Below are 21,859 nucleotides of genomic sequence, written 5' to 3'. Positions count from 1 at the left end.
CCTACCCTCCCCTGCTGATGGTGATCTTGTCCTGGTGCCAGCCGACGCCGGAGACGAGCACGGCGCGCTCGACGTTGTAGTCGACCACCATCATGTTGCCCTTCATGCGGTAGTTGACGATGCGGTTCTGGCCACCGGAGACGACGAAGAGCACCGGGGCGTCCTGTCCGGACATCGAGCGCGGAAACTGAATGTAGGTCTTCTGGCCGTCCGAATAGACGCGGGTCGGCCGCCAGCCGGCATTGCCGCTGACGCTGTATTGGAAGTTCAGCTGCTCGGCCGGCACGCCGGCGCCCGGGATGGTGCTTGCCTCGAGCCTCGCGTTGATGTCGGAAAGGCGGGTCGACACGTCTTCGGGGTACTCGAAGCCGATGCGCGCCATGTACTGGCTCTGATGCGATTTGAGCTGGATGTGGTAGGTGCGCCGCGACGTCGTCACCACCATCGAGGTGACAAGCCCCGGCTCGGCCGGCTTGACGATCAGATGGATCGCCTGCCCGCCCACGGCTCCGGACGTCGCCGGCTCGACCTTCCAGCGCACTGTGTCGCCGACGAGCACATCACGCACCACCTCGCCGGCCTGCAGCTCTATATCGCAGACCTGCAGGGGCGAGCACACGACCGAGGGCTGGATCTCGCCATAGAGGAAGATCACCTTTCCGTCCGCCCCTCTGGTGACCAGCCCGCGCGAACCGCGCCACTGTCCGGAGATGTTGGTGCCGCGGGCCTCGTTCGCGCTCATCCCCTGGGCGGCGGCCGGCGCTGCGACGAAACCCATCGCCATGACGGCCGACAGCGCGAGCAGCGTGGCGGCAATGATCGTTCCTTCTCTTGTCATCGGAATGTGCGGGCCTTTCACAGCTGGGCGGTCCATTCGAAGTCCCGCAGATAGAGACCGATCGGATTGAGGCGGATGACGCCCTCGTCCTGCGGCGGGGTCAGAGTCACGGTCGCGATGCCGCGGAAGCGGCGCACGGCGGTCTCCTTGCCCTTCCGATCGCGCTCATATTCGGTCCAGTCGATCTGGTAGCTCTGGTTCGAGAGCGGCACGACGTTGTTGACTTCGATCGCCACCGTCGCGTTCCTCGCCTTCTCGAAGGGGGAATTGCCGCGGAACCAGGCGTTGATCTTCTCGGTCGCCGGATCGGAGGTGCGCAGCAGCGCGTAGGTGCGGTCGATGTATTGCTTCTGGACCACCGCGTCGGGCGTCACGCTGCGGAAGTTCGAGACGAAGGTGCCAAGCGTCGCGCGCACGACGCGCGGGTCAGCATATTCGATCTGCTGGGGGAAGCCGGCCGTCACCGCGGTGCCGAGCCGGTCGACCTCGACGATGTAGGGAACGAGCTTGACCTGCGTGCTCTGATAAAGCGCGTAGCTGAAGCCGACCACGGCCATCAGCATGCCGGTGATGCCGACGAGACGCCACGCGGCCGCCGCCTTCACATAGGAGCCATAGCGCTCGTTCCATTCCTGGCGGGCGGCGATATAGGGATTGTCGGGCGGACTGGCGGCCATGCTGAAGCGCGTCTCCCCTCACTTGTCCTGAATCGGCGGTGGCGGTGGCGGTGGCGGCGGCGATTTCTGCCGCGACTGATCGAGCTTGGCGTTCGCCAATCCGAGCAGCGATCCGGCATAGGCGCCCGGCGCCGCGATCGCCTTTTCCTTGGCCGCCGAGCCGGCTGCCCATCCGGCATTGCCGATGCCGGCCGCCATGCCGCGCAACGCTGCTCCCGCCATCGAGGAGCCACCAGCTCGGGCGCTCCTCGCCGCCGACGCGCCGGACATTGCCGCGCTGGCGCCGAGGAAGGCGCCGCCGGCAGCGAAGGTCGCGGCCTGCGTGCCATGGCGGATCGCTTCCATGCCGCCGGAGATCGAGGCGCCCTGTACGACGCCCTGGACGATCGGTGGCACATACATGGCGATGATGAACACGACGACGGAGATGCCGGCGATGGCGAGCGTCGTGATGAACTGATCGGATGTGGCCGTCGGCGCTTCGGCGAGGCCGAGCAGCACTTCCGAACCGATACGCGCGATCATCACCAGCGCCATCAGCTTCATGCCGACCGAGAAGGCATAGACGAGGTAGCGGACGGCAAAGTCCTTGGTGAAGGACGAACCTCCGAGGCCGAGCATGATCATCCCGGCAAGAAGGCCGACATACATCTCGACCATCACCGCAATGAAGATCGCCGCGACCAGGCTGAAGGCGATGACGACGATGACCATGGCGAAGACGGCGGCAATGGCGAGCGCATTGTCCTCGAACAGGCCGAACTTTGCCTGCTCCGACATCTTGGAGGCCACACGGATGCCGGCGTCGAAGATGTTCGCCGGCGAGGCCGAGCCGCCATCGGCTCCGATCTGAAACAGGCTGTCGACGATCGCCTTGGCGAAGCTCGGTCCCCTGTCGAGGATGAAGGCGAACAGGCCGATGAACATGATCCGGCGCACGAGCTCGGCGAACCAGGCATCGAGCGAGGCCGCCTGCAGGGCGAGCCACACCGCGGCGATGCCCACCTCGATGCCCGCGAGGATCCAGAACAGGGAGCGCGCCGCATTCATGACCGTCGTCTCCCAGCCTTTTGCGGCTGTCGAGACCTGGTTCTCGAGCGTCGTGAGTACGCTCCCCTGCTGGGCGAGCGCCGGCGCGCTGGCGAGCAGGATGAGGGCAATGACGATGAAGCTGATCTCGATCGCGCGCGACGGACGGGTGACTACCATCGTGGTTTCATCTCCTGCCCGCCGCGCACCGGGCGATTGGGATCGCCGCCGAGGAAGTCCTCGGCGCGCTGGCGCTGCTCCTGCACCGACGGCGCTGTGGTCTCCGGCCGGGGCGTGACGACGAACCAGATCGCCGTGAGGCCGACGAGCGCGAGGACCGCCGCCAGCGCTGCCATGACGACCGGCCGGCTCACCAGCGCGGCTCCATCGTTTGCCCGCCACGGACACCTGGCGTCGTCGCGTTGAAGAACTGCTCGCGCCGGGCCTGCGCGAGATCCTTGTCCGCTTGCTCGGACTGGAACCACGTCCCCATCATCGTCGTCTGCTGGGATACGAGGCCGCGCAGCTTCTGGAATTGCGCGACTTGCTGGGCGGCGATCTGGTGGCCGACCTGGAGCGCCTTCATCTGCCCGTCGGCCGATTGCGACATCGTGCGCAGCGAGCTCATCGTCGATTCTTCCGACGAGAACTGCTCGGCGGTGAGGCCGGCCGCCTTCAGCGTGCCGGCGATCGTGTCGCGGTTGGTCGTCGACCAGTTCTGATAGGTCGAGGCGAAGGTCGCTCCGTTGGGGAGGTTGGTCTTGAAGTCGGCATAGCTCTGGAAGCGCTGCTTCAACACGTCGTCGGCATTGCTCATCGAGAAGGCGATACCCTGCCCTTGAGCGGCAAGGCTGCGCAGCCGGTTGAGATCGTTCTCCACCTGCCCCCAGATGTGGTTCGGCAGCTGGGCGGTGTTCTGCAGCATGTTCTCGTAGATACGCAGCTGGTTCTGGATCTGCTCCCCGAGTTGCGTGATCTGCGTGACTTGATTGTTGATCTGCTCGGTTGACTTCGTCACCATCGTCACGAGCTCGCCGTTGTTCAGGAGCTGCGTCCATTCGGTGGCTCCGCCGGTCGCCGATCCCGAGAGGGCTGGCGAGACATGAGCCATCGTCGCCACGAGGGCCATCGACGCGGCAAGACTAGCTTTGGTGAAGAAGGGCTTCCGCATCGCCTATTCCTCTCTGTTGGAGCCAACGCGCCGGCCAGCCGTCGCCATGCTCGGCCTTCAGCGCGGCAATCTGCTTGAGGTCTTCCTTGCCGGAGGCGCCGGCGAAGGAGAGCGCGACCGGGCCGAGCGCCATGTCGAAAAGCCGCCGGCCTTCGGGCGAAGCCACGTAGTATTCCCGCTTCGGGAGCGCGGTCGCGACGATCTCGATCTGGCGCTCGTTGAAGCCGATGCGCTCGTAGAACTCGCGTGTACCCGGCTCACGCGCCGCGCCATTCGGCAGGCAGATTTTGGTTGGGCACGATTCCTTGAGCACGTCGATGATGCCGGACCGCTCGGCGTCCGAAATCGACTGCGTCGCCAGGATCACCGCGCAGTTGGCCTTGCGCAACACCTTCAGCCATTCGCGGATCTTGTCCCTGAAGGTCGGGTGACCGAGCATCAGCCAGGCCTCGTCGAGCACGATGAGGCTCGGCGCGCCGGTTAGCCGCTTCTCGATCCGGCGGAACAGATACAACAGCACCGGCACGAGGCTGCGCTCGCCCATATTCATCAGCTGCTCGATCTCGAAGGTCTGGAAGGTGCGGAGCGACAGCCCGTCGCTTTCCGCATCGAGCAGCTGACCCATCGGTCCGTCGACCGTGTAGTGATGCAGTGCTTCCTTGATTTCCCTCATCTGCACGCCCGACACGAAATCGGAGAGCGAGCGGCCATTCGCCGACGCCATCAGGCCGATCTGACGCGAGATGGCATTGCGATGATCGGGCGTGATCGTCACACCCTGAAGCGCTACCAGCGTCTCGATCCATTCGGACGCCCAGGCCCGATCGCCGTCCGTGCCGAGCTCGGACAGCGGGCAGAAGGCGAGCGTCGGGGAGCCATCGCCGTCGCTCTCTCCGATTTCGTAGTGATCGCCGGCGGCGGCCAAGGTGACCGGCAGCATGGATCGGCCCTTGTCGAAGGCGAAGATCTGCGCCTGCGCGTAGCGACGGAATTGCGCGGCGATCAGGGCCAGCAGGGTCGACTTCCCAGAGCCAGTCGGGCCGAAGATCAAGGTATGGCCGACATCGTCGACATGGAGGTTCAAGCGAAACGGCGTCGAGCCGCTCGCCACCAGCATCAGCGGCGGGGAGCCTGGCGGATAGTAAGGGCAAGGCGCCGTCGGCGCGCCCGACCATACCGAATTGAGCGGGACCAGGTCGGCGAGGTTGCGGGTGTTGATCAGCGGCTCGCGGATGTTCGCGTACCAGTTGCCGGGCAGGCTGCCGAGGAAGGCTTCCGTCGCGTTGATGGTCTCGATCCGCGCGCCGAAGCCCTCGGCCTGGACGAGCCGGCGGACGGCTTCCGCCTTCTCACGTAGCCGGGTTTCGTTGTCGTCGAACAGCACGATCACCGGCGTGTAGTAGCCATACGCGACCAACTGCGACGAAGCTTGGGCGATGGCGTCCTCGGTTTCCGCCACCATCGCCATGGCGTCCTGGTCGACGGAGCGCGACTGCGTCTGGAAGAGCTGGTCGAAGAACGGCCTGACCTTCTGTTGCCACTTCTTGCGCGTGCGCTCGAGCCGCGCGCGGGCCTCCTGATCGTCGAGGAAGATGAAGCGCGACGACCATCGATAGGTGAGCGGCATCAGGTCGAGCGAATTGAGAATGCCGGGCCAGCTCTCCGCGGGCAGTCCGTCAATGCCGACAATCGCGAGGTAGTGGCTGTCGACCATCGGCGTGAGGCCGTGGCTGAACTCGGCCGTCGCCAGCCAGTCGAGATACATCGGGATCTCGGGAAGGCGGACGGGATGGTTCTCGCCGGTGATGCAGAAGCGGATGAACTGGAAGAGCTCATCGTAGCGGGCGGTCTGGAAGCCGCCTCGCTCCTCGACCGATCGCGTCACCATGCGTCGGATCGACAGCGCGTTGCCGAGATACTGCTCGACCTCGCGGATCGAGGACAGGAAGCTGTCGAGGACGGTGTCGGCATAGCGTGCGGCACGGCTTTCGCTGTCGGAATAGACATAGCGGGCAAGTCCGGAACGCCGGCGCTCGGGCGGCCGCCAGGTCAGGATGAGCGCGTGGCGGCTCTCGAAGTGACCCCTGCCCTCCTGAAAACGCGCGCGCCGCTCGTCGTCGATCGCGCGGGTGACTGCATCGGGAAAATGGCACTCCTCGCGCGCCGGATAGTCCGACGTGGCAACCCGCACCGCCTCGACCTGGATCATCCAGCCGGTGCCGAGCCGCGACAGGATCGCGTTGATCTGCCGGGACACCTCGTTGCGCTCGGCATCCGTCGAGCTCTCGGAGTCAGGCCCGGCAAAATACCAGCCTGCCATGAGCGACCCATCCTTGAGCAGGATGACGCCGTTCGCCACGAGCGCGGCATACGGCACCAGATCGGAGAAAGACGGGCCCGAATGGCGGAAGGAGCGCAACGCCACCATGGCCGGTCCTCAGAAACGCCGCCAGGGCGTCGACGTCGGGCGGTAGTAGGGACGGTAGCCGACGTGGCGGGCATAGACGCGGCGCATCATCGGGTCGGCCTTGGCCATCATCCGCAGCGCCGCCACCACCACGACCCAGATCGCAACCCCGAACAGCGCCGAATAGGGCGTCAGAACGACGAAGATCAGGATCGCCGCAGCGAGGCCGGTCAGCAGCACGAGTTCGCGGTCGGCGCCGAGGAGAAGGTTCGGGCGCGACAACGCCCGATGGATGCGCGAGCGGTCGAGGTTCGATCCCGGTTCAGCCACGACCGCCCTCCCCTGCCCGCTCGATAAAGGGCGAGGACGCGACGTCGCCGATCGAGGCGCCGCTCGCGCCGAACAGCGCAACGATCTGGGTGGCTCCGAGAAGGATGCCGGCGACGAGCACGACATACATGAGGCGCCGCGCGAAATCGTTGAGCTCGCCGCCGAAGATGAGCATGCCACCGGCTACAGCGACCGCGGCCAAAGCGATGAAGCCGGCGACCGGCCCGGTGATCGACTGCTGGATCTGCTGCAGCGGGCCTTCCCAGGGCAGGCTGCCGCCGCCCGAGGCGAAGGCAGGCTCGGCGAGCACCAGCGCGAGCGCCAGTGCCGCGAGCGCAAGCTTGCACAGACGTTCACGCGACATGGCGTTCCTCCTTCGGCGAATAGGACTCGGTGCGATAGTGGCCATTGACGAAGCTCTCGACGTGCAGGACATCGCGGACGACGCGGCCCTTCGGCGTGCGTTCGATCGAGACGATGAGGTCGACGGCCTCGCCGATGACTTGGTGCATCGGCTGCTGGCTGGCCTCGGCTGTGAGTTGCTCGAGGCGCCGCAGCGCAGATTCGGCTGTGTTGGAGTGAATTGTCGTCACGCCGCCCGGATGGCCGGTGTTCCAGGCCTTCAACAACGTGAGCGCGGCGCCGTCGCGAACTTCGCCGACGACGATGCGATCGGGGCGCAAACGCATGGTGCTTTTCAGCAGCCGGCCCATGTCGATCGCGTCGCTGGTGTGCAGGGCGACCACATTCTCCGCCGCACACTGGATCTCCGCCGTGTCCTCCAGGATCAGGATCCGATCGTCCGGCGCCGATTCGACGACCTCGGCAATGACCGCATTGGCGAGCGTGGTCTTGCCCGAGCCGGTACCGCCAGAGATGACGATGTTCATCCGGGAGGTTATGGCGTTGCGGATCACGCAGGCCTGATGCTCCGTCATGATCTTCGCCGCGACATAGTCGTCGAGCGGAATGAGCCGCGATGCCCGCCGCCGGATGGTGAAGGCCGGCGCTGCGACGACCGGCGGCAGCAGACCCTCGAAGCGGTGGCCGCCGATCGGCAGCTCGCCCGACACGATCGGGCGATCCTCGTCGGCCTCAGAATGCAGCGCGTGCGCGACGCTCCCGATCACGATCTCGGCGGTGGCGGCGTTCATCTGCCCGGCCGGCGCGACGCCGTGGCCGAGGCGCTCAATGAAGAGGCGCCCGTCGGGGTTGAGCATGATCTCGACGACGGTGGCGTCATCGAGGGCGATGCAGAGTTGATCGCCGAGCGCCTCCTGCAGTTTGCGGACCAGGCGCGGATGGGAACGAAGCTGGGCCATGACCGTCCTCCTGGCTCAGGCCGCGCGCAGCTGCGGGCAGAACGTCGAGAAGTACGAGGTGGGCCGGACGCGCTCGAAGCTGCGTCGGTCGGCCGGCAGGATCCCGGCGACGGCGGTCGTCTCCCCGATCCTTCGCGGCTCCCCTAGCCGCTTCATTGGCCAACCGGCGCGGCTGAGGATGCGTTCGACGCGAAGGTCGGTACCCGTGACGATTTCCCGATAGCCGCTCACCATCGCCCATTCGATGATCGCGGCGAACATGGTGAGCGTCGCGTCGTGCAGCGACCCCCCTGCCCTGCCCTCGTCCAGCGCCGTGTCGACGCAAAAGCGGGAACTCTCGACCATGAAGGGGTTCGGCTTGTACAGGCCGGAGGCCGCCAGGTCCGGGAAGAGCACGTCCATCATGGTCGGCCCGTCCGCCGGCAGCAGCCGCGCGCAGCCGATGACCTGCGAGCTCGAGGAAAGCGCGACGATGTAGGTTGGCGAGAAGCCGTCGAACTGGTCTCTCTCGCGACCATCCTTCACATCGACCGCCCAGCCCAATCGATCCTTGAATACGCGGGCGCGAAGTCGATGCATGGAATCGACGAGATCAGCAAAGTCATCATGCGTATCGGCAGGAATAGCCAGTGCCCGCATCAGTATTGCTCCGATTCGAGTGTGTTCGGAGACAGGAGGCACGTTTGCGCACATGGCCGCGACTAGCGAAATTATGAGTGCGACTCGACGGAAGCTGCGCTGAGTCGCGCTGAGAACGAGGAAATCGAGGGCGAGAAACGTCCAAAATCGAACTCCCAGGGCTAATAGATTTACTAGCCAGTACTCGCCGCGCGTGCGCCCAGCGTCCGGCTAAATAACTGATTCAACGGAATAAACCGATGAAGGCGCGACGCCCTCCGACGCCTCGCGTTAATGACCTGTTAACTCTATTCTCCTTGCCACGCCGGGAGAATCGGGGATACTGGCGCTAAATTGGCCAGATCACATCATTCTGGCGCTATTTTCCTCGCGAGGCCAGTTGAAATGGGTGCGCTTCCACCTTTCGAATTTGATGAGAAGATCCTTGGCCAAGGCGCCGAGATCTCACGGAGGCTCGACCAGCTTCGTCTGGAGAACTTTCCGCCGGACGCGAAGAAGACGTTGCGGCGCTTCCCGATGTCCGAGGTTGCACACTACCTTGGGATTAGCCCCAACAATCTCAAGCGGCTTCATCTCGAAGGAAAGGGACCGGAGCCGCTCATTGCTGCGGCGGGCCGCCGTTTCTACACGGCCGAGCAAATGATGGAGTTGCGGCACTATCTCGACAAGAACGGTCGCTCGGACGCCAAGAAATATGTCCCCTTCCGAAAGCCGGGCGAGAAGTTGCAGGTCGTCGCCGTGGTCAATTTCAAGGGCGGTTCCGGCAAGACGACGACGGCTGCACATTTGGCGCAGCATCTTGCGCTGACGGGGCATCGTGTTCTGGTGGTCGACCTCGACCCGCAGGCGTCGCTCTCCGCATTGCATGGCTTTCAGCCGGAGCTGGACGGGAATCCGTCGCTCTATGATGCAATCCGATATGACGACAAGCGCCGTCCGATCGCGGATGTGATCCTGCCGACGAATTTCCCTTTGCTGGAGATCATTCCGGCCAATCTCGAGCTGCAGGAGTTTGAGTTCGACACTCCCCTCTCGATGCAGACGTCGAACGAAGGTAAAAGGTTCTATAGCCGGCTTGGACGGTCGCTCGCGGAGGTCGATGAACGCTTCGACGTCGTCGTGATCGACTGCCCCCCACAATTGGGTTTCCTCACTCTGACCGCGCTGACGGCGTCGACCTCCGTGCTGGTCACGGTCCATCCCCAGATGCTCGACCTGATGTCGATGAGTCAGTTCCTTCTCATGCTGGGGAACTTCGTCAAATCCATCCGCGAAAAAGGCGCTCCGGTGAAGATCGACTGGCTCCGCTATTTGATCACCCGGTTCGAGCCAACCGATGTGCCTCAGACCCGAATGCTGGGCTTCATGCAGACCGTCCTGGCCCAGGAACTGCTCAAGAATCCCATGCTGAAATCAACGGCGATTTCCGACGCCGGCTTGACCAAGCAGACGCTCTACGAGGTCGAGCGCAAGAGCTTTAGTCGCGACACTTACGACCGCGCGATCGAGGCCTTGGACGCTGTGAATTTCGAAGTCCAGGGACTGATCCACCGCGCATGGGGGCGGATGTGATGTTGACCGCCGTCAAAACAGTCAAAAGGCGTCGTATTTTCAACCGGATAGACGATATTGTGAGGTCGAGCGATGGCTCGTAAGAACCCCTTTGCCAGTATACTGACTGACAAGGATCAGCCCGCCGAACGTTCCGTCGTGGAATATGCGGCAAGGGGCGCGTCGCGCTCAATACTCGGCACGCTGGACGAAATGGCGGCGCGCGCCGACAAGCTTGCCACGGGCGAGACGATCGTTGAGCTCGAACCCGACACGATCGACGCCTCATTCGTGCGCGATAGGCGAGCGCACAACGAGCAGGAGTTCAATGAGCTCCTCGAGGCGATCCGCGAAAACGGCCAGAACTCCCCTATTCTCGTCCGCCCTCATCCCAAGGCGAGCGGCCGCTATATGGCTGTGTTCGGTCATCGTCGCCTCCTGGTCGCGAAGACGCTGGGCCGAAAGGTTCGGGCCGTCGTCAAGGAGATGGTGGATCGCGAACACGTCGTGACGCTCGGCCAGGAGAATTCGGCTCGGTCGAACGCACCGTTCATCGAGCGGGCGCTGTTTGCTGCCGACCTCGCCCGTCTCCGCTACGACGAGGACAATGCCATAATTCTCAAGGCGCTCTCGATCGATCGCACCACCTTGTCGAAAATGCTGTCGGTCGCGGCGTTGCCGGCGAGCATTCTTGAAGCGATCGGCGAGGCCAAGGGCGTCGGCCGTGATCGTTGGTACGAGTTTAAGCTGTTGATGGACAAGCCATCCAACCAAGACGTCGCGTTTGAGGTGATCAAAGAAGAGGGCTTCGCTGCCCTTCCGAGCGATGCGCGCTTCGATCGCCTTGTCCAGCGGCTCAAGGCAGTTCGGTCGCGAACGCGGGCGCAGGCCGGTCCCGAGAAGCGCAGTTGGTCGCCGACCGGAGGCTCCGTGTCGGCTGATATCACCGCGGATGCGAAACGCTTCATTCTGGCGATCAAGGCCAAAAGTTCGGAAGCGCGAGCATTCGGAGATTATTTGTCGGAGAACCTTGATCGCCTCTACGAGGCGTTCCGGCGGGATTCGACCCAACCGAGAGAGGAACCGTAACCGCAAAAGAAAAAGGCCCCCGAAACGAGTTCCGGAAGCCCTTCTCCTAGATTGAGCACCTAGAGAATCGCACTTCCGCGAATCGCAGTCAAGAGTCCTACAACAGGTCAAGACGTCGTTTTCGGCGAGCCGGCTTCTTTTGCCTAGCGATAGGTGAAGGGAAAATGGAGACGTATGTTGCGACGACGCCCTTTGGGCGGCGAACCATGAAGCTTGGCCAAATTGCAAGCCAGGTGAAGGCACGCACGGCGGCGAAGGACGCCGTCGTGCATAAGTGGCAGACCTTTCAACACATCCGCGAGGCCCGGGATCTCGTCGGAGCAACGGATCGCGCGCTTGCGATCCTGAATGCGCTGTTGTCGTTCCATCAGGAGACGGCTCTCTCCATAGATAGCGATATCGTCGTATGGCCGTCGAACGAGCAACTGATGGCCCGTGCCAACGGCATGCCGCCCACGACCCTTCGCCGGCATCTCGGCGTGCTCGTCGAGTGCGGGCTGATCATTCGGCGGGATAGCCCGAACGGGAAGCGCTACGCTCGGAAGGGGCGGGGAGGGCAGATCGAGCAGGCCTTCGGCTTCGATCTCTCGCCGATTGTCGCGCGCGCTGCCGAGTTCAAGGACATGGCGGAAGCCGTGCAGACCGAGAAGCAGGCCTTCCGCGTCGCCAAGGAGCGGCTGACGCTCCTGCGCCGGGATATCGTCAAGATGATCGACACCGGCATCGAGGAACGCGTGCCGGGCAACTGGGGAAAGGTCCAGCAGAGCTACCAGGCGGTAATAAGCCGTTTACCACGTTCGGCACCCCGACGGCTGGTCGAGAGCATCTGCGAGGAGCTTGAGGCGCTCTGGCGGGATATCCGTGAGGTGCTGGAATCATTTGTAGATTCCCAAAAAATGGACGCCAATGAGTCCCATTCTGGTCGCCACAAACAGAATTCAAATCCAGACCTTCATACTGAATCTGAATATAGCCTTCGAAATGAAAAAGAAGCGGACGGCAGCGTCAGGAAAGCCGACAACATCCGGAGCCTACCGAAGCGGGAATTGCCTCTTGGGATCGTGCTCGACGCCTGCCCTGGCGTGCTGGAACTGATGCAGGGCGGCGAAATCCGGCACTGGCGGGACTTCCTGGCCGCGGCGGAACTGGTCCGGCCGATGCTGGGGATCAGCCCGAGCGCCTGGCGGGAAGCACAGGAGGCGTTGGGCGAGCAGCACGCCGCCATCACGCTGGCCGCGATCTACCAGCGCGCCGACCAGATCGGGTCACCCGGCGGCTATCTGCGCAGCCTGACGGAGCGCGCAAAGGAGGGGAAGTTCTCGACCTGGCCGATGATCATGGCGCTGCTGCGGGCCAAGCTCGATGCGCAGAAGGCCCGGCACGATACGGAACGGCAGCAGTCGGCGGATTCCGGCGAGGGTGGCGGTCTCCACGTCTCGGAAGCGCTGCTGAAAAGCCTGAAGAAGCCGAAGGGGCGATAAAGGCAGAGGAGTGCGGTTTGATGAACTTGTCCGCAAGGAGCGAAATGACTATCTTTCAAGGGTCATGAGCACGCATCTGGCCTTGGTCCTGTCGACGGTGAACGCACCCTATGGCGAGCAGCTTGACGGTGCGCAGCTGGCTCATTGTCTGTCGGATATCACACTGGCAAAGCAGTATCCCGGCCAGGTAAGCGCCTTCCTGGGAGAGGTGCCTCTCGCCAACCAGCTGAAGTTCGCGGACGCTTATCACATTCCGTTTGCGTCGCTGAAGGCTCTGGCAAGTGATTTCGCGGCCTGGTCGGGCGAGAGCTATGCTCTCGCCGCCTGATGACCGAGCTTGCCAATCGTCGTCCTTCGGAGTGGCAGCGGCTTTTTGCCATTGCTTCCGATCTCATCGATCAGGTGAGGGTGGCGACCGGCGGATATGATTTCGAATGGTCGTTCGGCGGTGGCACGGCGATGATGATCCAGATCGGTCATCGTGAAAGCCATGACATCGACCTGTTCATCAACGATCCGCAATTGCTTGGATTCCTCGATCCATCGAGAAGCGGATTGAGCTTCAGCGTCGTGCCTGCAGCCTACGAAGGTGATGGAGCGCGATTCCAGAAGTTTGCCTTCGACCAGCTGGGCGAGATCGATTTCATCGTTGCGGGGCCACTGACAGCTGTTCCCGTGGTGGCACGTGTTGTCGAGGGGCAGCCCGTCCAGCTCGAGACCATCCCCGAGATCATTGCCAAGAAAATCGTCCACCGGGGCGCCGTTGCCAGGGCACGGGACATCTTCGATCTTGCTGCCGCGTCACGCGAGCAGCGGCCGGAGGTGATCTCTGCGTTACGAGCCTTTCCCGAGCAAGTGGGGGCGACGCGGCAACGCCTCGCTGCGCTGAACCCGGAATTCGTCGCGAAAACGATCTCGCAGCTGATGATCAAGCCGGCCTATGAGGCTATGGCCCCGGACAGCCTTGCAATCGCCACCGATCTCCTTGACGAGGTCCTGCACGCTTCGTACCGGTCATGCTGACCCGCGATGGTGATCGCTACAGGCAGTTTCTCCTGCCGGAACTGACTTCGCGGGAAGCGGGCAATCGGGCAGGGGCCTTGCCTACAGCCCTGCGGCCTTGGTGAGATTGACCCGGAAGCGGTCGCGGCGGCGCTGGTAGCGTCGGGTCATCTCGGCAGAGGCGTGGCCAAGCTGCTTCTGCACATGACGCTCATCGACCTGGGCCGAGGAGGCCAGCCCGGCACGCAACGAGTGGCCAGCGAATTTCTCCTCCCGTTCGCCTTCTGTGAGGTCGCCACGGACGCCTGCGGCGAGCGCGGTGCGCTTCACCAGCCGAGCGACCTCGCGGTCATTGAGCCGGTCGGGCCCGACATCCTTGCCCCGGCCGGTCACGCGCCGGAACAAGGGACCGTGGCCGATCTTCGCCAGCTTGAGCCAAGTCTCCAACGCCACGACCGGGCAGGTGGCATCCGACGAGCCGCGCCCGACTTCCACCTCACGCCAGCCGGTTTTGCCACGTAGGGTAACGAGCAGGCCCTTGTCAAGAATCTCGACCCAGCCGCTGCCATCCTCGGTTTGATCTCGGCCGACATCGAGCCCGACGATTTCCGAGCGGCGAAGCCCGCCGGCGAAGCCGAGCAGCAGCATGGCACGATCGCGCAGGCCGCGCAGCGAGCCGCGGTGAAGCATCTCCAGCATGGCGACGAGGTCCTCGGGCAAAACCGCTTCCTTCTGCCGGGGAGGGGAGGCGTGGGTGTTGCGGATGCCGGCCAGCACGGTGGCGATGTGACGGTCGCTGCGGTCGAGCGGAGTGCCGTGCTGGGTGTAGTTCCAGGAGATCGCCGAAAGACGGCGCTCGATGGTCGAGACCGCGTTTGGCTTGCCACCGGGAACCGCGGCGCCCGAGGCACAGGCGGTGATGTAGAGGCCGACGACCTGCGGGGAGGGGGGCAGGAGCTCGAGCCCCTGCCGGCGACACCAGCCGGAAAAGTGCTTCCAGTCGGTCGCGTAGGCGCGCCGGGTGTTCGCCGAGCTCGCCGCCTCGACGTAGCCCCGCGCCCGTTCGGTGAGGGGCTCGAGATGTGCCGGCACGGCAGAGGATCCCGGGTTCACCGGCTCCGGGAGGGCAGGGGAGCGGGAGTTGGCCGGACCTGTCTCTCTGAAATCCGGATCAGTCTCGGCCGTCATGCCTCAACATCCCAGGGATCGATCATCGATGCGCCGGTGTCCTCGAAATCTCTCACATTGCGGGTGACCAGGATCAGGTCGTGGACGATCGCCGTGGCGGCGATCAGCCCGTCGATGTCGCCGCGCGGGCGGATCGCGGCGATGCGGCCCCATTCGACCGAGATCTGATCGCTCACCGGCAGGATGCGCTCGGCATGATCGTTGCGGATCCTGCGCAGCCACTCGGCGAGGTGCCCGGCGGTCTTCGGATCGGATCTCTGCTTCAAGGCGATGCCGCGCATGATCTCGCCGAGCGTCAGGGTGCTGAGATGCACGCTGAGCGGGTCCGCGCCGCGCAGCCAGGCGAGCGCCGGCAGAGCGCCGCGGCGGGCCTCGGAAATGATGTTGGTGTCGACGAGGTACATCAGAGCGCGACGTCGCGGCTCGGCGTGGTCGCCCGCGTGCTGACGGCCTCGGCGAGCTCGTCGTCCCAGGCCGGGCCGGCGAGGAGGTCGTCGACCAGGCTCGGCCGGCCGGCGCGCAGCGCGTCGTAGTCGGCGGCCGAGAGCACGACGGCGGCACGCTCGCCGCGCAGGGTGACGATCTGCGGCCCCTCGGTGCGGGCTTTCTGCACCACCTTGGAGAACTGGTTCTTGGCGTCCTGCAGCGGCCATTCCATGTCTGCGTGCTCCTGGCTAGACTGTCTAGCTATATAGGCGCGATTTCTGACGGGTCAACGCCGCGAATTCCAGCGCTTCTGGGGCGATTTTGCCCGGATTCGGTGGTGTCGCACTGCTCTTTTCCCCGGATTCCATTTGATTGATTTTTAACATGTTCGGCTCACCCTAATTCGGTGGATTCAGCCTTGTTCGTTGGAATCTTAGCCTTGATCGCTGGATCAAGGCGAGTGCGGAGGTCGACACGTGCCGTGCGACCAGGACAAGCTCGCGATCGATGATAGCCGGTGGCAGGTCGCGGTCGCCCGAGAGGCGGTCATCCGGCCACTGATCAACGCCGGGCAATTGTCGCCGATCGATGTCGCGACGGCGTGCCGTATCCTCGGATTACGCCGAAGCCGGCTGTACGCGCTGATCGAGCAGTACCGCAGCGCGCCGGTGACGAGTTCGCTGGCCGCGGCGCGACCTGGTCCAAAGAAAGGAGCCCGGCGCCTCGCCGTCGAGGTCGAGGCGGCCATCGAGGAGGCGATCCGCGACAAGTATCTCACCCGGCAAAAAGCGTCCGTCAGCACGCTTCATGACCACATCCGGCATCTTTGTCGTGAACGCGGGCTGGACATTCCGTCCTGGAAAGCCGTTCGAGCCCGTGTCGAGCAGATCGACCGCTTCAAGCTTGTCCGCCAGCGTGAAGGCAACAAGGCCGCCAGAGATCGGCTCAGACCGGTTCCGGAGGAATACCGTGCCGATCACGCACTCCAGATCGTCCAGATCGATCACACGCGCGTCGATCTCTTCGTGGTGGACACGATCTACCGCCTGCCGATCCAGCGGCCATGGCTGACGCTCGCGATCGACGTAGCAAGCCGCATCGTGGTGGGCTTTTATCTGAGCCTCGAGGCGCCGTCGTCGGCATCGGTCGCCCTGGCCATACATCATGCGGTGATGCCAAAGGCGGAGTGGCTCCTGGCGCGCGGCATCGAGCTCGATTGGCCTGTGTCGGGCCTGCCGGACATCATCCACGTCGACAATGCGCGCGAATTCCGCGCCCGGGCGCTGGCCCGTGGAGCTGCCGAGTACGGCATCTCGCTGCTCCACCGGCCTGTGGCGACCCCGCACTATGGCGGCCACATCGAGCGGCTGATCGGCACCATGATGGGAGCGGTCCATATGCTCCCCGGTACTACGTTCAGCTCCATTTCAGAGCGCGGCGACTACGATCCCGAGCGTCACGCGGTCATGACGATCGAGGAGCTCGAGCGCTGGCTGACGCTCGAAATCGTCGGCCGCTACCACAACGAGGTCCACAGCAGCCTGCAGATGCCTCCGAATGCCGCCTGGCGGGAGGCTCTCGATCGTCGCCGCGCGCCGTTCCGGCACCCGCATGATGATCAACAGTTCTTCTACGACTTCCTGCCGTTCGAGGAGCGCAGCATCCGTCGGGATGGCGTGCACATCTTCGGCCTGCGCTACTGGGATGACGTTCTGAGCCCTTGGGCAGGTCGGCTCGATCGACAGCTGCGGGTCAAGTATGATCCCCGTGACCTGTCCTGCGTGTTCGTCGAGGGTCCCGACGGCGCCCATTGGCCGATCCGGTATGCGGACCTGCGCCGGCCGCGTATCACGCTCGGCGAGCACCGGCTGGCCCAGGCGGCCTTGCGGCAGCGCGGTGTGCGGCTCACCGACGAGCAACTCATCTTCGACACGGTCGAGGCCCAGCGCGAGCTGCTGGAGACCTCGGCATCGATCACGAAATCCGCACGTCGTCAGGTCGCGCGGCGGGCGAGATCGCTCAACGCCGCAGATCAGGGCGCCGCGGCGGAGGTCGTCGCGCCCGGCACCAAGGACGAACCGGAGACTTTGCCCGTTCTGGCGGTCGAGGAATGGTCATGACCGACTACGCCCACCTCCTGCCGGCCTATCGCCACCAGGCCGCTCTGGCGGATGCGGAGCGGATCGCCTGGATCCGAGCGGATCGGTGGCTTGACCTCGATCAGGCACGGGCCGCGCTCAGCCGCCTCGAGGACCTTTTAGTCTATCCGCCCCGCGATCGCATGCCGTGCCTGCTGCTCTATGGCGACACCGGCATGGGCAAGACCAAGATCATCCGCAAGTTCCTGCGCGACCATCCCGCCTGTTTCGACCAGGGCACGGGCGTGACCACCATGCCGGTCGTCGCCATGCAGATGCCGGCCGAGCCGATCGAACGGGACATCTACAGTGAGCTGCTCACGGCGCTCGGGGCGCCCGGGCCTGCGGACGGGGCGACCCACCGGCAGAAGGAAGTCTGCCGCCGGCTGCTGCGCAGCATGGGCGCCCGCATGCTGATCATCGATGAGATCCACGCCATGCTCGCCGGCAGCTTCCGGCAACAGCGGGTCTTTCTGAACGCCATCCGGTTTCTGGCCAACGATCTCAGGATTCCTCTGGTTTGCGCGGGGACGGACCTCGCGCGCCAGGCGCTGTTGACCGATCCGCAGCTGGCAGAGCGGTTCGAAGCCCTCCACCTGCGGCACTGGAAGAATAACGCCCGCCTCGCGCAGTTGCTGGCGAGCCTGGCGACGATCCTGCCGCTGCGCCGGCCCTCGAACCTGGCGGCGCCGGCGATCCGTACCCGCGTGCTCGACCTCACCGATGGCGTCACGGTGCGGATCTTCCGCCTGATCGAGACGGTTGCGGTCGAGGCGATCCGCTCCGGCGCCGAATGTATCACCATGGACAGTTTCCAGACCGAGGAACTGGTGCTGCCGCTCGTCACGATGACGCGCAAGGTCGAGGCGCGCCTTCAGCCGCGGGCCGGCCGATGACAGTGCGGCGCGAGCTCCCCCTCGCGCCGAGGCCGGAAGACGATGAGCTGCTATCATCCTGGCAAGGTCGCGTCGCGTGCCGCTATGACCTCATCCACGACGACCTTTCGAGGTGGCTTGGCGTCCTCCGGGACGACCGCTGTGTCAGGTTCACCGAGCGGGACTTCGCGCCCTCGGCCGAGATGGTGCAGGCTTGGGCGGCGGCGTGCCGGCTTTCGGAAAAGCGCATGCGGGCCCTCGCGCTCTCCTCGCGGTCACGGTCGCGCAGCTGGTATGTCTGGGGGGAGGGGAGAGTGGCCGGCGCTTTCCGGCGGCCGGTCTGTTTGGCCTGTCTTGATGACGATGCCGCCGCCGGCCGTGACCATCATATCCGCCGGACGTGGGCCTTGGTCGAGACCGTGGTCTGCAGCCGCCATCATCGCGTTCTCGACGAAGCGTGTCCTCACTGTCTCGACAGCTCCGGTTTTCGGTTCGTTGTTCATGAGGCGGCGGCCCGGCTCGCCTGTATCCGATGCGGCAGGATCGCCCGAACGATGCCCCAGGAGCGGCGCGGCGGTTCCGCGGACCTCTTTGCCGCCGTATCGACGCTGGTGGCGGCAGGGATCGAAGATCAGTCTGCGGTTCGGGATCGGATGCTCCATGTCGCCCGGTTACTGTGGAAGCCGCCGCGCCCCCGCACCGGGCGTCGCACACCGTTCGTGGCAGATGTCGTGCCGGATCTTCGTCTGACTCCGACGGCACAGGCAGGGGTCGATCCCGGCGAGCCGCTGGCAACGGCGCCGATCGGCTGGCGCATGGTGACGCTGCTGGGCGTCGCGGCGCTGCTGGACCTCGGCAACTCCTCGATGAGGGGGCGCCTGGCCCTCACACTGGACCAGTTGGTGGCCTGGACCGAGGAGCCGCGCCCGCGGCCCAAGGAGCGACCCGTGCCGATGGCTTCCTCGTGCGCGAAAACCCCAGGCCGATCGGATGCGGACTATCTGGCGCTCGCCCGGTCCATCCTGGCCAGTGAGGAATGGCGTGCTGTTCAGGGACAGGATCCGCGCACGCAGCGGCGAATTCTCAACACCCTGTCCAACAAGGCTCTGGCCCGGCGGCCTGAGGCCGATGCCCCGGCTCCGTCGGCAGTGCGGTTGGCAGCAAAGCGTGGCGCCGCCCAAGGACCGGCGCACAGCGACACCAGGGCAGCATAGGTTCGGCGCGCTTGTCGTCGGCGCAGCGCGGCGCGATCGGAGCGGGCCACGTTGCGATCTCAGGTATCGTCCCGCGGCTGCGGCACCACGAGCCCCAGCCGGCGCGCTTGGTCCAACAGGGACTTGACCGAAGAGGCGGCCCATTGCCGCCCGCCACGCGGTGTGCGCTCGCGCATCCGCTCAAGCTGGGCGGCGATGTCGCGCAAGCTGAGATCCGGGTCGGCGATGGCGATGCCGGCGACGAGCGTCATCAGCCGGTCCTCGGGCGGACGCCGCGGTGAGCGCCGAAGCAGCTCCGCCTCCGCCATCCGCTCCTGCACCAGCCGATGCACGGCGCGCCGCAGCTTCTCGATGGTCCAGCTCTGGCCGCGATGGTTCAGCACCCGCACCACGTCGTCCCAGCTGTGCTGCGGCCGCATGCGCCGCACGATCGGCAGCCAGGCCGAGGCCGAGGCGATCAGGTCACCGACATAGACCTTCTGGCGTGCCGCCGAGGCGGCACGGATGGCCTCCGGCCGACGCTCGCGCAGGCCGGGGTTGCCGGGGAGCTTGCCGCGCGCCTTGGCCGCCTTCATCCCGGCCCTGGTGCGCTCGGCGATAAGGGCACGCTCAAGCTGGGCGACAGCGCCGAGCACCTGCAGCGAGAACATGCCCTGCGGCGTCGAGGTGTCGATCGGGTCGCGCAACGAGCGGAAATGGGCCTGACGTCCTTCCAGGTCCTCGATTACCGCGAGCAGGTGGCTGACCGAGCGGGCGAGGCGATCGAGCCGCACGACGACCAGGACGTCACTGGGCCCGATTTCGCGCATCAGCCTGGCCAGCACCGGCCGGGCCCGCGAAGCCCCGGAGCCATGCTCCTGGTGGATGATCTGGCAGCCGGCCGCGCGCAACTCGTCGACCTGGGCATCGGTCGCCTGCTCGTCGGTCGAAACCCGGGCATAGCCGATCAGGCGGCGAGCCGGCCGGGGAGGGGAGAAGGCGGGGCGGGCCATGGCGTCTCCGGGGGCGATTTCCGGCCCTTTGTACAATCAATACAGATTTGAGCAAACGAACCTTTGCAGACGTGTTTTATCGACCTTGCCAGAGGCCCGTGGAGGTCGATCGGGCACCGCAGATGGGTCCAAGTGCCAGAAGAGGCCAAAACGGCCGCCTGTGGGGCTCTGTGCGGAAAACAGGCGATTTCAGGGGTTTTGGACGCTGGCGCCGTGCCCATCGGGCCCGAAGAGGCTGATTTTCCGCCCGAGGGGTGCCCTCGCGGCTCCAGCGGCGTGGGAAATCCACCGATCCAGGTCGGGCGGTCCGCTCAATTAGGGCGAGGAATCCACCCATCCGGGAAGAGGGGAGGCGAAAAACGACGGCTTTCCAGCCGATTCCAGCCATCTCGGCCGAGCGACAGGTGGACCTTCTTTATAGAAGTAAAAGACGTCCGATAATGCAACATTATCGGATGTTCTTATTTGGCGACAGGTGGTGCGGTTTCAATCGGAAAATATGGAATAAAGCGCACCGCTCGGTTATCCTTCCGGCCGATGTCCGCGACCGATTCAACGTCCTTGCCCGCATATGCGCCTCCGACCGTGCCGGGGTGGGCGATCCCGCGCGCGCCCGTGGAGGACCCGGTCGAGGCCGCCTACATGGCCGGCGCAGCATTGAATTCATTGGATAATCTGGTCCGCGCCGATCCGCCCTGGGCGGGTGCCTGGCGCCAGCGCGTGGCCCTGAACGCGGCGGCGAGCGTCGCCCGCCTGCTCGGCCATCGCGAGGACGCGGGGGCGCTGCGCGACGCCTGGCATCTGCGCCCGCCTGGCGCCGATCCTGGGCCCGCGGGCAACTTGCTGGCGGCGTGGCGACGGCTCGCCTCCCGCTCCCCGATGCTCGACGTGGACGGGCTGCGCTCGCTCGCCACTCTGCTCGGTCTGGCCTGGGCGCCGGCGCTTGAGGCCCTGCCGGAGGCGGTCGAGACGGCCGCCACCTCCAGTCGGCTGGCGCCGCTCGCCACCGCGTCGGCCGTCGGCACAGTCAGTGCGGCCGCACCCGGAACCGAAGCACTCGCCTGGTGGATTGCGGACCTGACGCTGGCGCGACGGATGCGCTGGCCGATCCCGGTGCCGGTGCTCGCCACCCAGATCCACGCGCGCGTGCTGCGATCCGCTCCGGGTGGTCGCCGCTATCGGCCGGGAGGGGAGGGGGGCGAGGCGGCGCTTTGTCTTGCCGCGGCCGCCGGCGCCGCGGAGGCCTGCCGGCTCGCCGGCGAGATCGCCCGCCGCGCCGAGCGGCTCGGGGCCGTGGCGCCAAAGCTGCGCGCCAAGGGGGCAGGGGAGGCTATCGCCTTGCTGCTGGACGATGACGCGGTGTCGGGCGCGCTGACGACGGCGGCGCTGTCGCGCTGGGCGTCGCGCCGACTGTTCGAGCGGCTCGCAGCGCTCGACGCCGTGCGCGAGCTCTCGGGCCGTTCCACTTTCCGGCTCTACGGGCTCTAGCC

General features: G+C 65.3%; 23 protein-coding genes. 9 read left to right on the top strand and 14 right to left on the bottom strand.

Translation table 11 applies throughout. The features are described 5' to 3' along the window. Nucleotide 1: 1 nt before the first annotated feature. From trbG to traI, 10 genes are all read right to left on the bottom strand, one after another. The gene (gene trbG / locus K9D25_RS21740; protein ID WP_244451115.1) at nucleotides 2–784 is read right to left on the bottom strand and encodes a P-type conjugative transfer protein TrbG; all 783 of its coding nucleotides are present in this window, start codon (nucleotides 782–784) and stop codon (nucleotides 2–4) included. Nucleotides 785–855: 71 nt separating this feature from the next. After that, nucleotides 856–1,515, bottom strand: coding sequence for a conjugal transfer protein TrbF (locus K9D25_RS21735; RefSeq protein ID WP_203196879.1), 660 nt, complete (start codon nucleotides 1,513–1,515; stop codon nucleotides 856–858). A gap of 18 nt (nucleotides 1,516–1,533) precedes the next feature. Further along, a complete protein-coding gene (trbL, locus tag K9D25_RS21730; RefSeq protein ID WP_244450955.1) occupies nucleotides 1,534–2,724 on the bottom strand; it encodes a P-type conjugative transfer protein TrbL in 1,191 nt (396 codons plus the stop codon). Next, complete coding sequence (gene trbK, locus K9D25_RS21725; RefSeq protein ID WP_244450954.1) at nucleotides 2,718–2,918, bottom strand: entry exclusion protein TrbK; 201 nt, start codon at nucleotides 2,916–2,918, stop codon at nucleotides 2,718–2,720. Before trbK ends, trbL begins: the two co-directional genes overlap by 7 nt. Then, complete coding sequence (gene trbJ / locus K9D25_RS21720) at nucleotides 2,915–3,673, bottom strand: P-type conjugative transfer protein TrbJ (RefSeq protein WP_244451114.1); 759 nt, start codon at nucleotides 3,671–3,673, stop codon at nucleotides 2,915–2,917. The genes trbK and trbJ overlap by 4 nt, the downstream gene beginning before the upstream one ends. A 13-nt stretch (nucleotides 3,674–3,686) precedes the next feature. Next, nucleotides 3,687–6,143, bottom strand: a complete 2,457-nt coding sequence (locus K9D25_RS21715) for a conjugal transfer protein TrbE (RefSeq protein ID WP_244450953.1) — start codon at nucleotides 6,141–6,143, stop codon at nucleotides 3,687–3,689. Between the two features lie 9 nt (nucleotides 6,144–6,152). Continuing rightward, nucleotides 6,153–6,452, bottom strand: coding sequence for a conjugal transfer protein TrbD (locus K9D25_RS21710; protein WP_244450952.1), 300 nt, complete (start codon nucleotides 6,450–6,452; stop codon nucleotides 6,153–6,155). Further along, the gene (locus tag K9D25_RS21705) at nucleotides 6,445–6,816 is read right to left on the bottom strand and encodes a TrbC/VirB2 family protein (RefSeq protein WP_244450951.1); all 372 of its coding nucleotides are present in this window, start codon (nucleotides 6,814–6,816) and stop codon (nucleotides 6,445–6,447) included. The genes K9D25_RS21710 and K9D25_RS21705 overlap by 8 nt, the downstream gene beginning before the upstream one ends. Next, entirely contained in the window at nucleotides 6,806–7,774 is a 969-nt protein-coding gene (trbB, locus tag K9D25_RS21700) for a P-type conjugative transfer ATPase TrbB (protein WP_244450950.1), read from the bottom strand. Before trbB ends, K9D25_RS21705 begins: the two co-directional genes overlap by 11 nt. 15 nt (nucleotides 7,775–7,789) lie before the next feature. After that, entirely contained in the window at nucleotides 7,790–8,413 is a 624-nt protein-coding gene (gene traI, locus K9D25_RS21695) for an acyl-homoserine-lactone synthase TraI (RefSeq protein WP_244450949.1), read from the bottom strand. 384 nt (nucleotides 8,414–8,797) lie between these two features. On the opposite strand from traI, the gene repA reads away from it, so the two are divergent. The 5 genes from repA (at nucleotide 8,798) to K9D25_RS21670 (ending at nucleotide 13,557) form a co-directional block, all read left to right on the top strand. Next, nucleotides 8,798–9,985, top strand: a complete 1,188-nt coding sequence (gene repA / locus K9D25_RS21690) for a plasmid partitioning protein RepA (RefSeq protein ID WP_244450948.1) — start codon at nucleotides 8,798–8,800, stop codon at nucleotides 9,983–9,985. 72 nt (nucleotides 9,986–10,057) lie between these two features. Further along, on the top strand, nucleotides 10,058–11,053 hold the full coding sequence (gene repB / locus K9D25_RS21685) for a plasmid partitioning protein RepB (RefSeq protein ID WP_244451112.1): 996 nt from the start codon (nucleotides 10,058–10,060) through the stop codon (nucleotides 11,051–11,053). 164 nt (nucleotides 11,054–11,217) lie between these two features. Continuing rightward, a complete protein-coding gene (gene repC / locus K9D25_RS21680) occupies nucleotides 11,218–12,534 on the top strand; it encodes a plasmid replication protein RepC (RefSeq protein ID WP_244451111.1) in 1,317 nt (438 codons plus the stop codon). Between the two features lie 64 nt (nucleotides 12,535–12,598). Next, nucleotides 12,599–12,862, top strand: a complete 264-nt coding sequence (locus K9D25_RS21675; RefSeq protein WP_244451110.1) for a hypothetical protein — start codon at nucleotides 12,599–12,601, stop codon at nucleotides 12,860–12,862. Further along, on the top strand, nucleotides 12,862–13,557 hold the full coding sequence (locus K9D25_RS21670; RefSeq protein WP_244451109.1) for a nucleotidyl transferase AbiEii/AbiGii toxin family protein: 696 nt from the start codon (nucleotides 12,862–12,864) through the stop codon (nucleotides 13,555–13,557). The genes K9D25_RS21675 and K9D25_RS21670 overlap by 1 nt, the downstream gene beginning before the upstream one ends. A gap of 81 nt (nucleotides 13,558–13,638) precedes the next feature. Here K9D25_RS21670 and K9D25_RS21665 read toward each other — a convergent pair whose 3' ends face one another. Genes K9D25_RS21665 through K9D25_RS21655 form a run of 3 tightly spaced genes read right to left on the bottom strand, consistent with a single transcriptional unit; the run spans nucleotide 13,639 to nucleotide 15,382 of the window. Continuing rightward, nucleotides 13,639–14,724 carry a site-specific integrase gene (locus K9D25_RS21665; RefSeq protein WP_244451108.1) on the bottom strand — a complete coding sequence of 362 codons (1,086 nt, stop codon included), beginning with the start codon at nucleotides 14,722–14,724 and terminating at the stop codon, nucleotides 13,639–13,641. Continuing rightward, nucleotides 14,721–15,128 carry a type II toxin-antitoxin system VapC family toxin gene (locus tag K9D25_RS21660; RefSeq protein WP_244451107.1) on the bottom strand — a complete coding sequence of 136 codons (408 nt, stop codon included), beginning with the start codon at nucleotides 15,126–15,128 and terminating at the stop codon, nucleotides 14,721–14,723. Before K9D25_RS21660 ends, K9D25_RS21665 begins: the two co-directional genes overlap by 4 nt. Further along, complete coding sequence (locus tag K9D25_RS21655) at nucleotides 15,128–15,382, bottom strand: type II toxin-antitoxin system Phd/YefM family antitoxin (protein WP_244451106.1); 255 nt, start codon at nucleotides 15,380–15,382, stop codon at nucleotides 15,128–15,130. The genes K9D25_RS21660 and K9D25_RS21655 overlap by 1 nt, the downstream gene beginning before the upstream one ends. Before the next feature lie 244 nt (nucleotides 15,383–15,626). On the opposite strand from K9D25_RS21655, the gene K9D25_RS21650 reads away from it, so the two are divergent. From K9D25_RS21650 to K9D25_RS21640, 3 genes are read left to right on the top strand one after another with little or no spacing between them, the layout of a single operon-like run. After that, nucleotides 15,627–17,270 (top strand): Mu transposase C-terminal domain-containing protein, encoded by a 1,644-nt coding sequence (locus K9D25_RS21650; protein ID WP_244451105.1) that lies wholly within the window; start codon nucleotides 15,627–15,629, stop codon nucleotides 17,268–17,270. Next, complete coding sequence (locus K9D25_RS21645; RefSeq protein ID WP_432207966.1) at nucleotides 17,267–18,184, top strand: TniB family NTP-binding protein; 918 nt, start codon at nucleotides 17,267–17,269, stop codon at nucleotides 18,182–18,184. Before K9D25_RS21650 ends, K9D25_RS21645 begins: the two co-directional genes overlap by 4 nt. Further along, nucleotides 18,082–19,377, top strand: coding sequence for a TniQ family protein (locus K9D25_RS21640; RefSeq protein ID WP_347881482.1), 1,296 nt, complete (start codon nucleotides 18,082–18,084; stop codon nucleotides 19,375–19,377). Before K9D25_RS21645 ends, K9D25_RS21640 begins: the two co-directional genes overlap by 103 nt. A gap of 59 nt (nucleotides 19,378–19,436) precedes the next feature. On the opposite strand, the gene K9D25_RS21635 is transcribed toward K9D25_RS21640, so the two are convergent. Next, nucleotides 19,437–20,369, bottom strand: coding sequence for a recombinase family protein (locus K9D25_RS21635; RefSeq protein ID WP_244451102.1), 933 nt, complete (start codon nucleotides 20,367–20,369; stop codon nucleotides 19,437–19,439). 537 nt (nucleotides 20,370–20,906) lie between these two features. Between K9D25_RS21635 and K9D25_RS21630 the strand changes: the two genes are divergently transcribed. After that, nucleotides 20,907–21,857 (top strand): DUF1403 family protein, encoded by a 951-nt coding sequence (locus tag K9D25_RS21630; protein ID WP_203196860.1) that lies wholly within the window; start codon nucleotides 20,907–20,909, stop codon nucleotides 21,855–21,857. Nucleotides 21,858–21,859: the final 2 nt, after the last annotated feature.

The organism is Ancylobacter polymorphus (genome assembly GCF_022836935.1).
Classification (GTDB): Bacteria; Pseudomonadota; Alphaproteobacteria; order Rhizobiales; family Xanthobacteraceae; genus Ancylobacter; species Ancylobacter polymorphus_A.
The sequence above is the reverse complement of the archived record's forward strand: the minus strand, read 5'-3'. Positions and strand labels throughout refer to the sequence as shown.

Bases quoted from the DNA above. Each gene is read 5' to 3' on its own strand.
- traI (WP_244450949.1), bottom strand. From the start codon at position 8,413: ATGCGGGCACTGGCTATTCCTGCCGATACGCATGATGACTTTGCTGAT.
- K9D25_RS21655 (WP_244451106.1), bottom strand. From the start codon at position 15,382: ATGGAATGGCCGCTGCAGGACGCCAAGAACCAGTTCTCCAAGGTGGTG.
- repA (WP_244450948.1), top strand. From the start codon at position 8,798: ATGGGTGCGCTTCCACCTTTCGAATTTGATGAGAAGATCCTTGGCCAA.
- repC (WP_244451111.1), top strand. From the start codon at position 11,218: ATGGAGACGTATGTTGCGACGACGCCCTTTGGGCGGCGAACCATGAAG.
- K9D25_RS21675 (WP_244451110.1), top strand. From the start codon at position 12,599: ATGAGCACGCATCTGGCCTTGGTCCTGTCGACGGTGAACGCACCCTAT.
- K9D25_RS21640 (WP_347881482.1), top strand. From the start codon at position 18,082: ATGTATCACCATGGACAGTTTCCAGACCGAGGAACTGGTGCTGCCGCT.
- K9D25_RS21665 (WP_244451108.1), bottom strand. From the start codon at position 14,724: ATGACGGCCGAGACTGATCCGGATTTCAGAGAGACAGGTCCGGCCAAC.
- K9D25_RS21705 (WP_244450951.1), bottom strand. From the start codon at position 6,816: ATGTCGCGTGAACGTCTGTGCAAGCTTGCGCTCGCGGCACTGGCGCTC.
- K9D25_RS21645 (WP_432207966.1), top strand. From the start codon at position 17,267: ATGACCGACTACGCCCACCTCCTGCCGGCCTATCGCCACCAGGCCGCT.
- K9D25_RS21630 (WP_203196860.1), top strand. From the start codon at position 20,907: ATGTCCGCGACCGATTCAACGTCCTTGCCCGCATATGCGCCTCCGACC.
- K9D25_RS21670 (WP_244451109.1), top strand. From the start codon at position 12,862: ATGACCGAGCTTGCCAATCGTCGTCCTTCGGAGTGGCAGCGGCTTTTT.
- trbB (WP_244450950.1), bottom strand. From the start codon at position 7,774: ATGGCCCAGCTTCGTTCCCATCCGCGCCTGGTCCGCAAACTGCAGGAG.
- trbJ (WP_244451114.1), bottom strand. From the start codon at position 3,673: ATGGCCCTCGTGGCGACGATGGCTCATGTCTCGCCAGCCCTCTCGGGA.
- trbG (WP_244451115.1), bottom strand. From the start codon at position 784: ATGGCGATGGGTTTCGTCGCAGCGCCGGCCGCCGCCCAGGGGATGAGC.
- K9D25_RS21715 (WP_244450953.1), bottom strand. From the start codon at position 6,143: ATGGTGGCGTTGCGCTCCTTCCGCCATTCGGGCCCGTCTTTCTCCGAT.
- trbL (WP_244450955.1), bottom strand. From the start codon at position 2,724: ATGGTAGTCACCCGTCCGTCGCGCGCGATCGAGATCAGCTTCATCGTC.
- K9D25_RS21660 (WP_244451107.1), bottom strand. From the start codon at position 15,128: ATGTACCTCGTCGACACCAACATCATTTCCGAGGCCCGCCGCGGCGCT.
- repB (WP_244451112.1), top strand. From the start codon at position 10,058: ATGGCTCGTAAGAACCCCTTTGCCAGTATACTGACTGACAAGGATCAG.
- K9D25_RS21635 (WP_244451102.1), bottom strand. From the start codon at position 20,369: ATGGCCCGCCCCGCCTTCTCCCCTCCCCGGCCGGCTCGCCGCCTGATC.
- K9D25_RS21735 (WP_203196879.1), bottom strand. From the start codon at position 1,515: ATGGCCGCCAGTCCGCCCGACAATCCCTATATCGCCGCCCGCCAGGAA.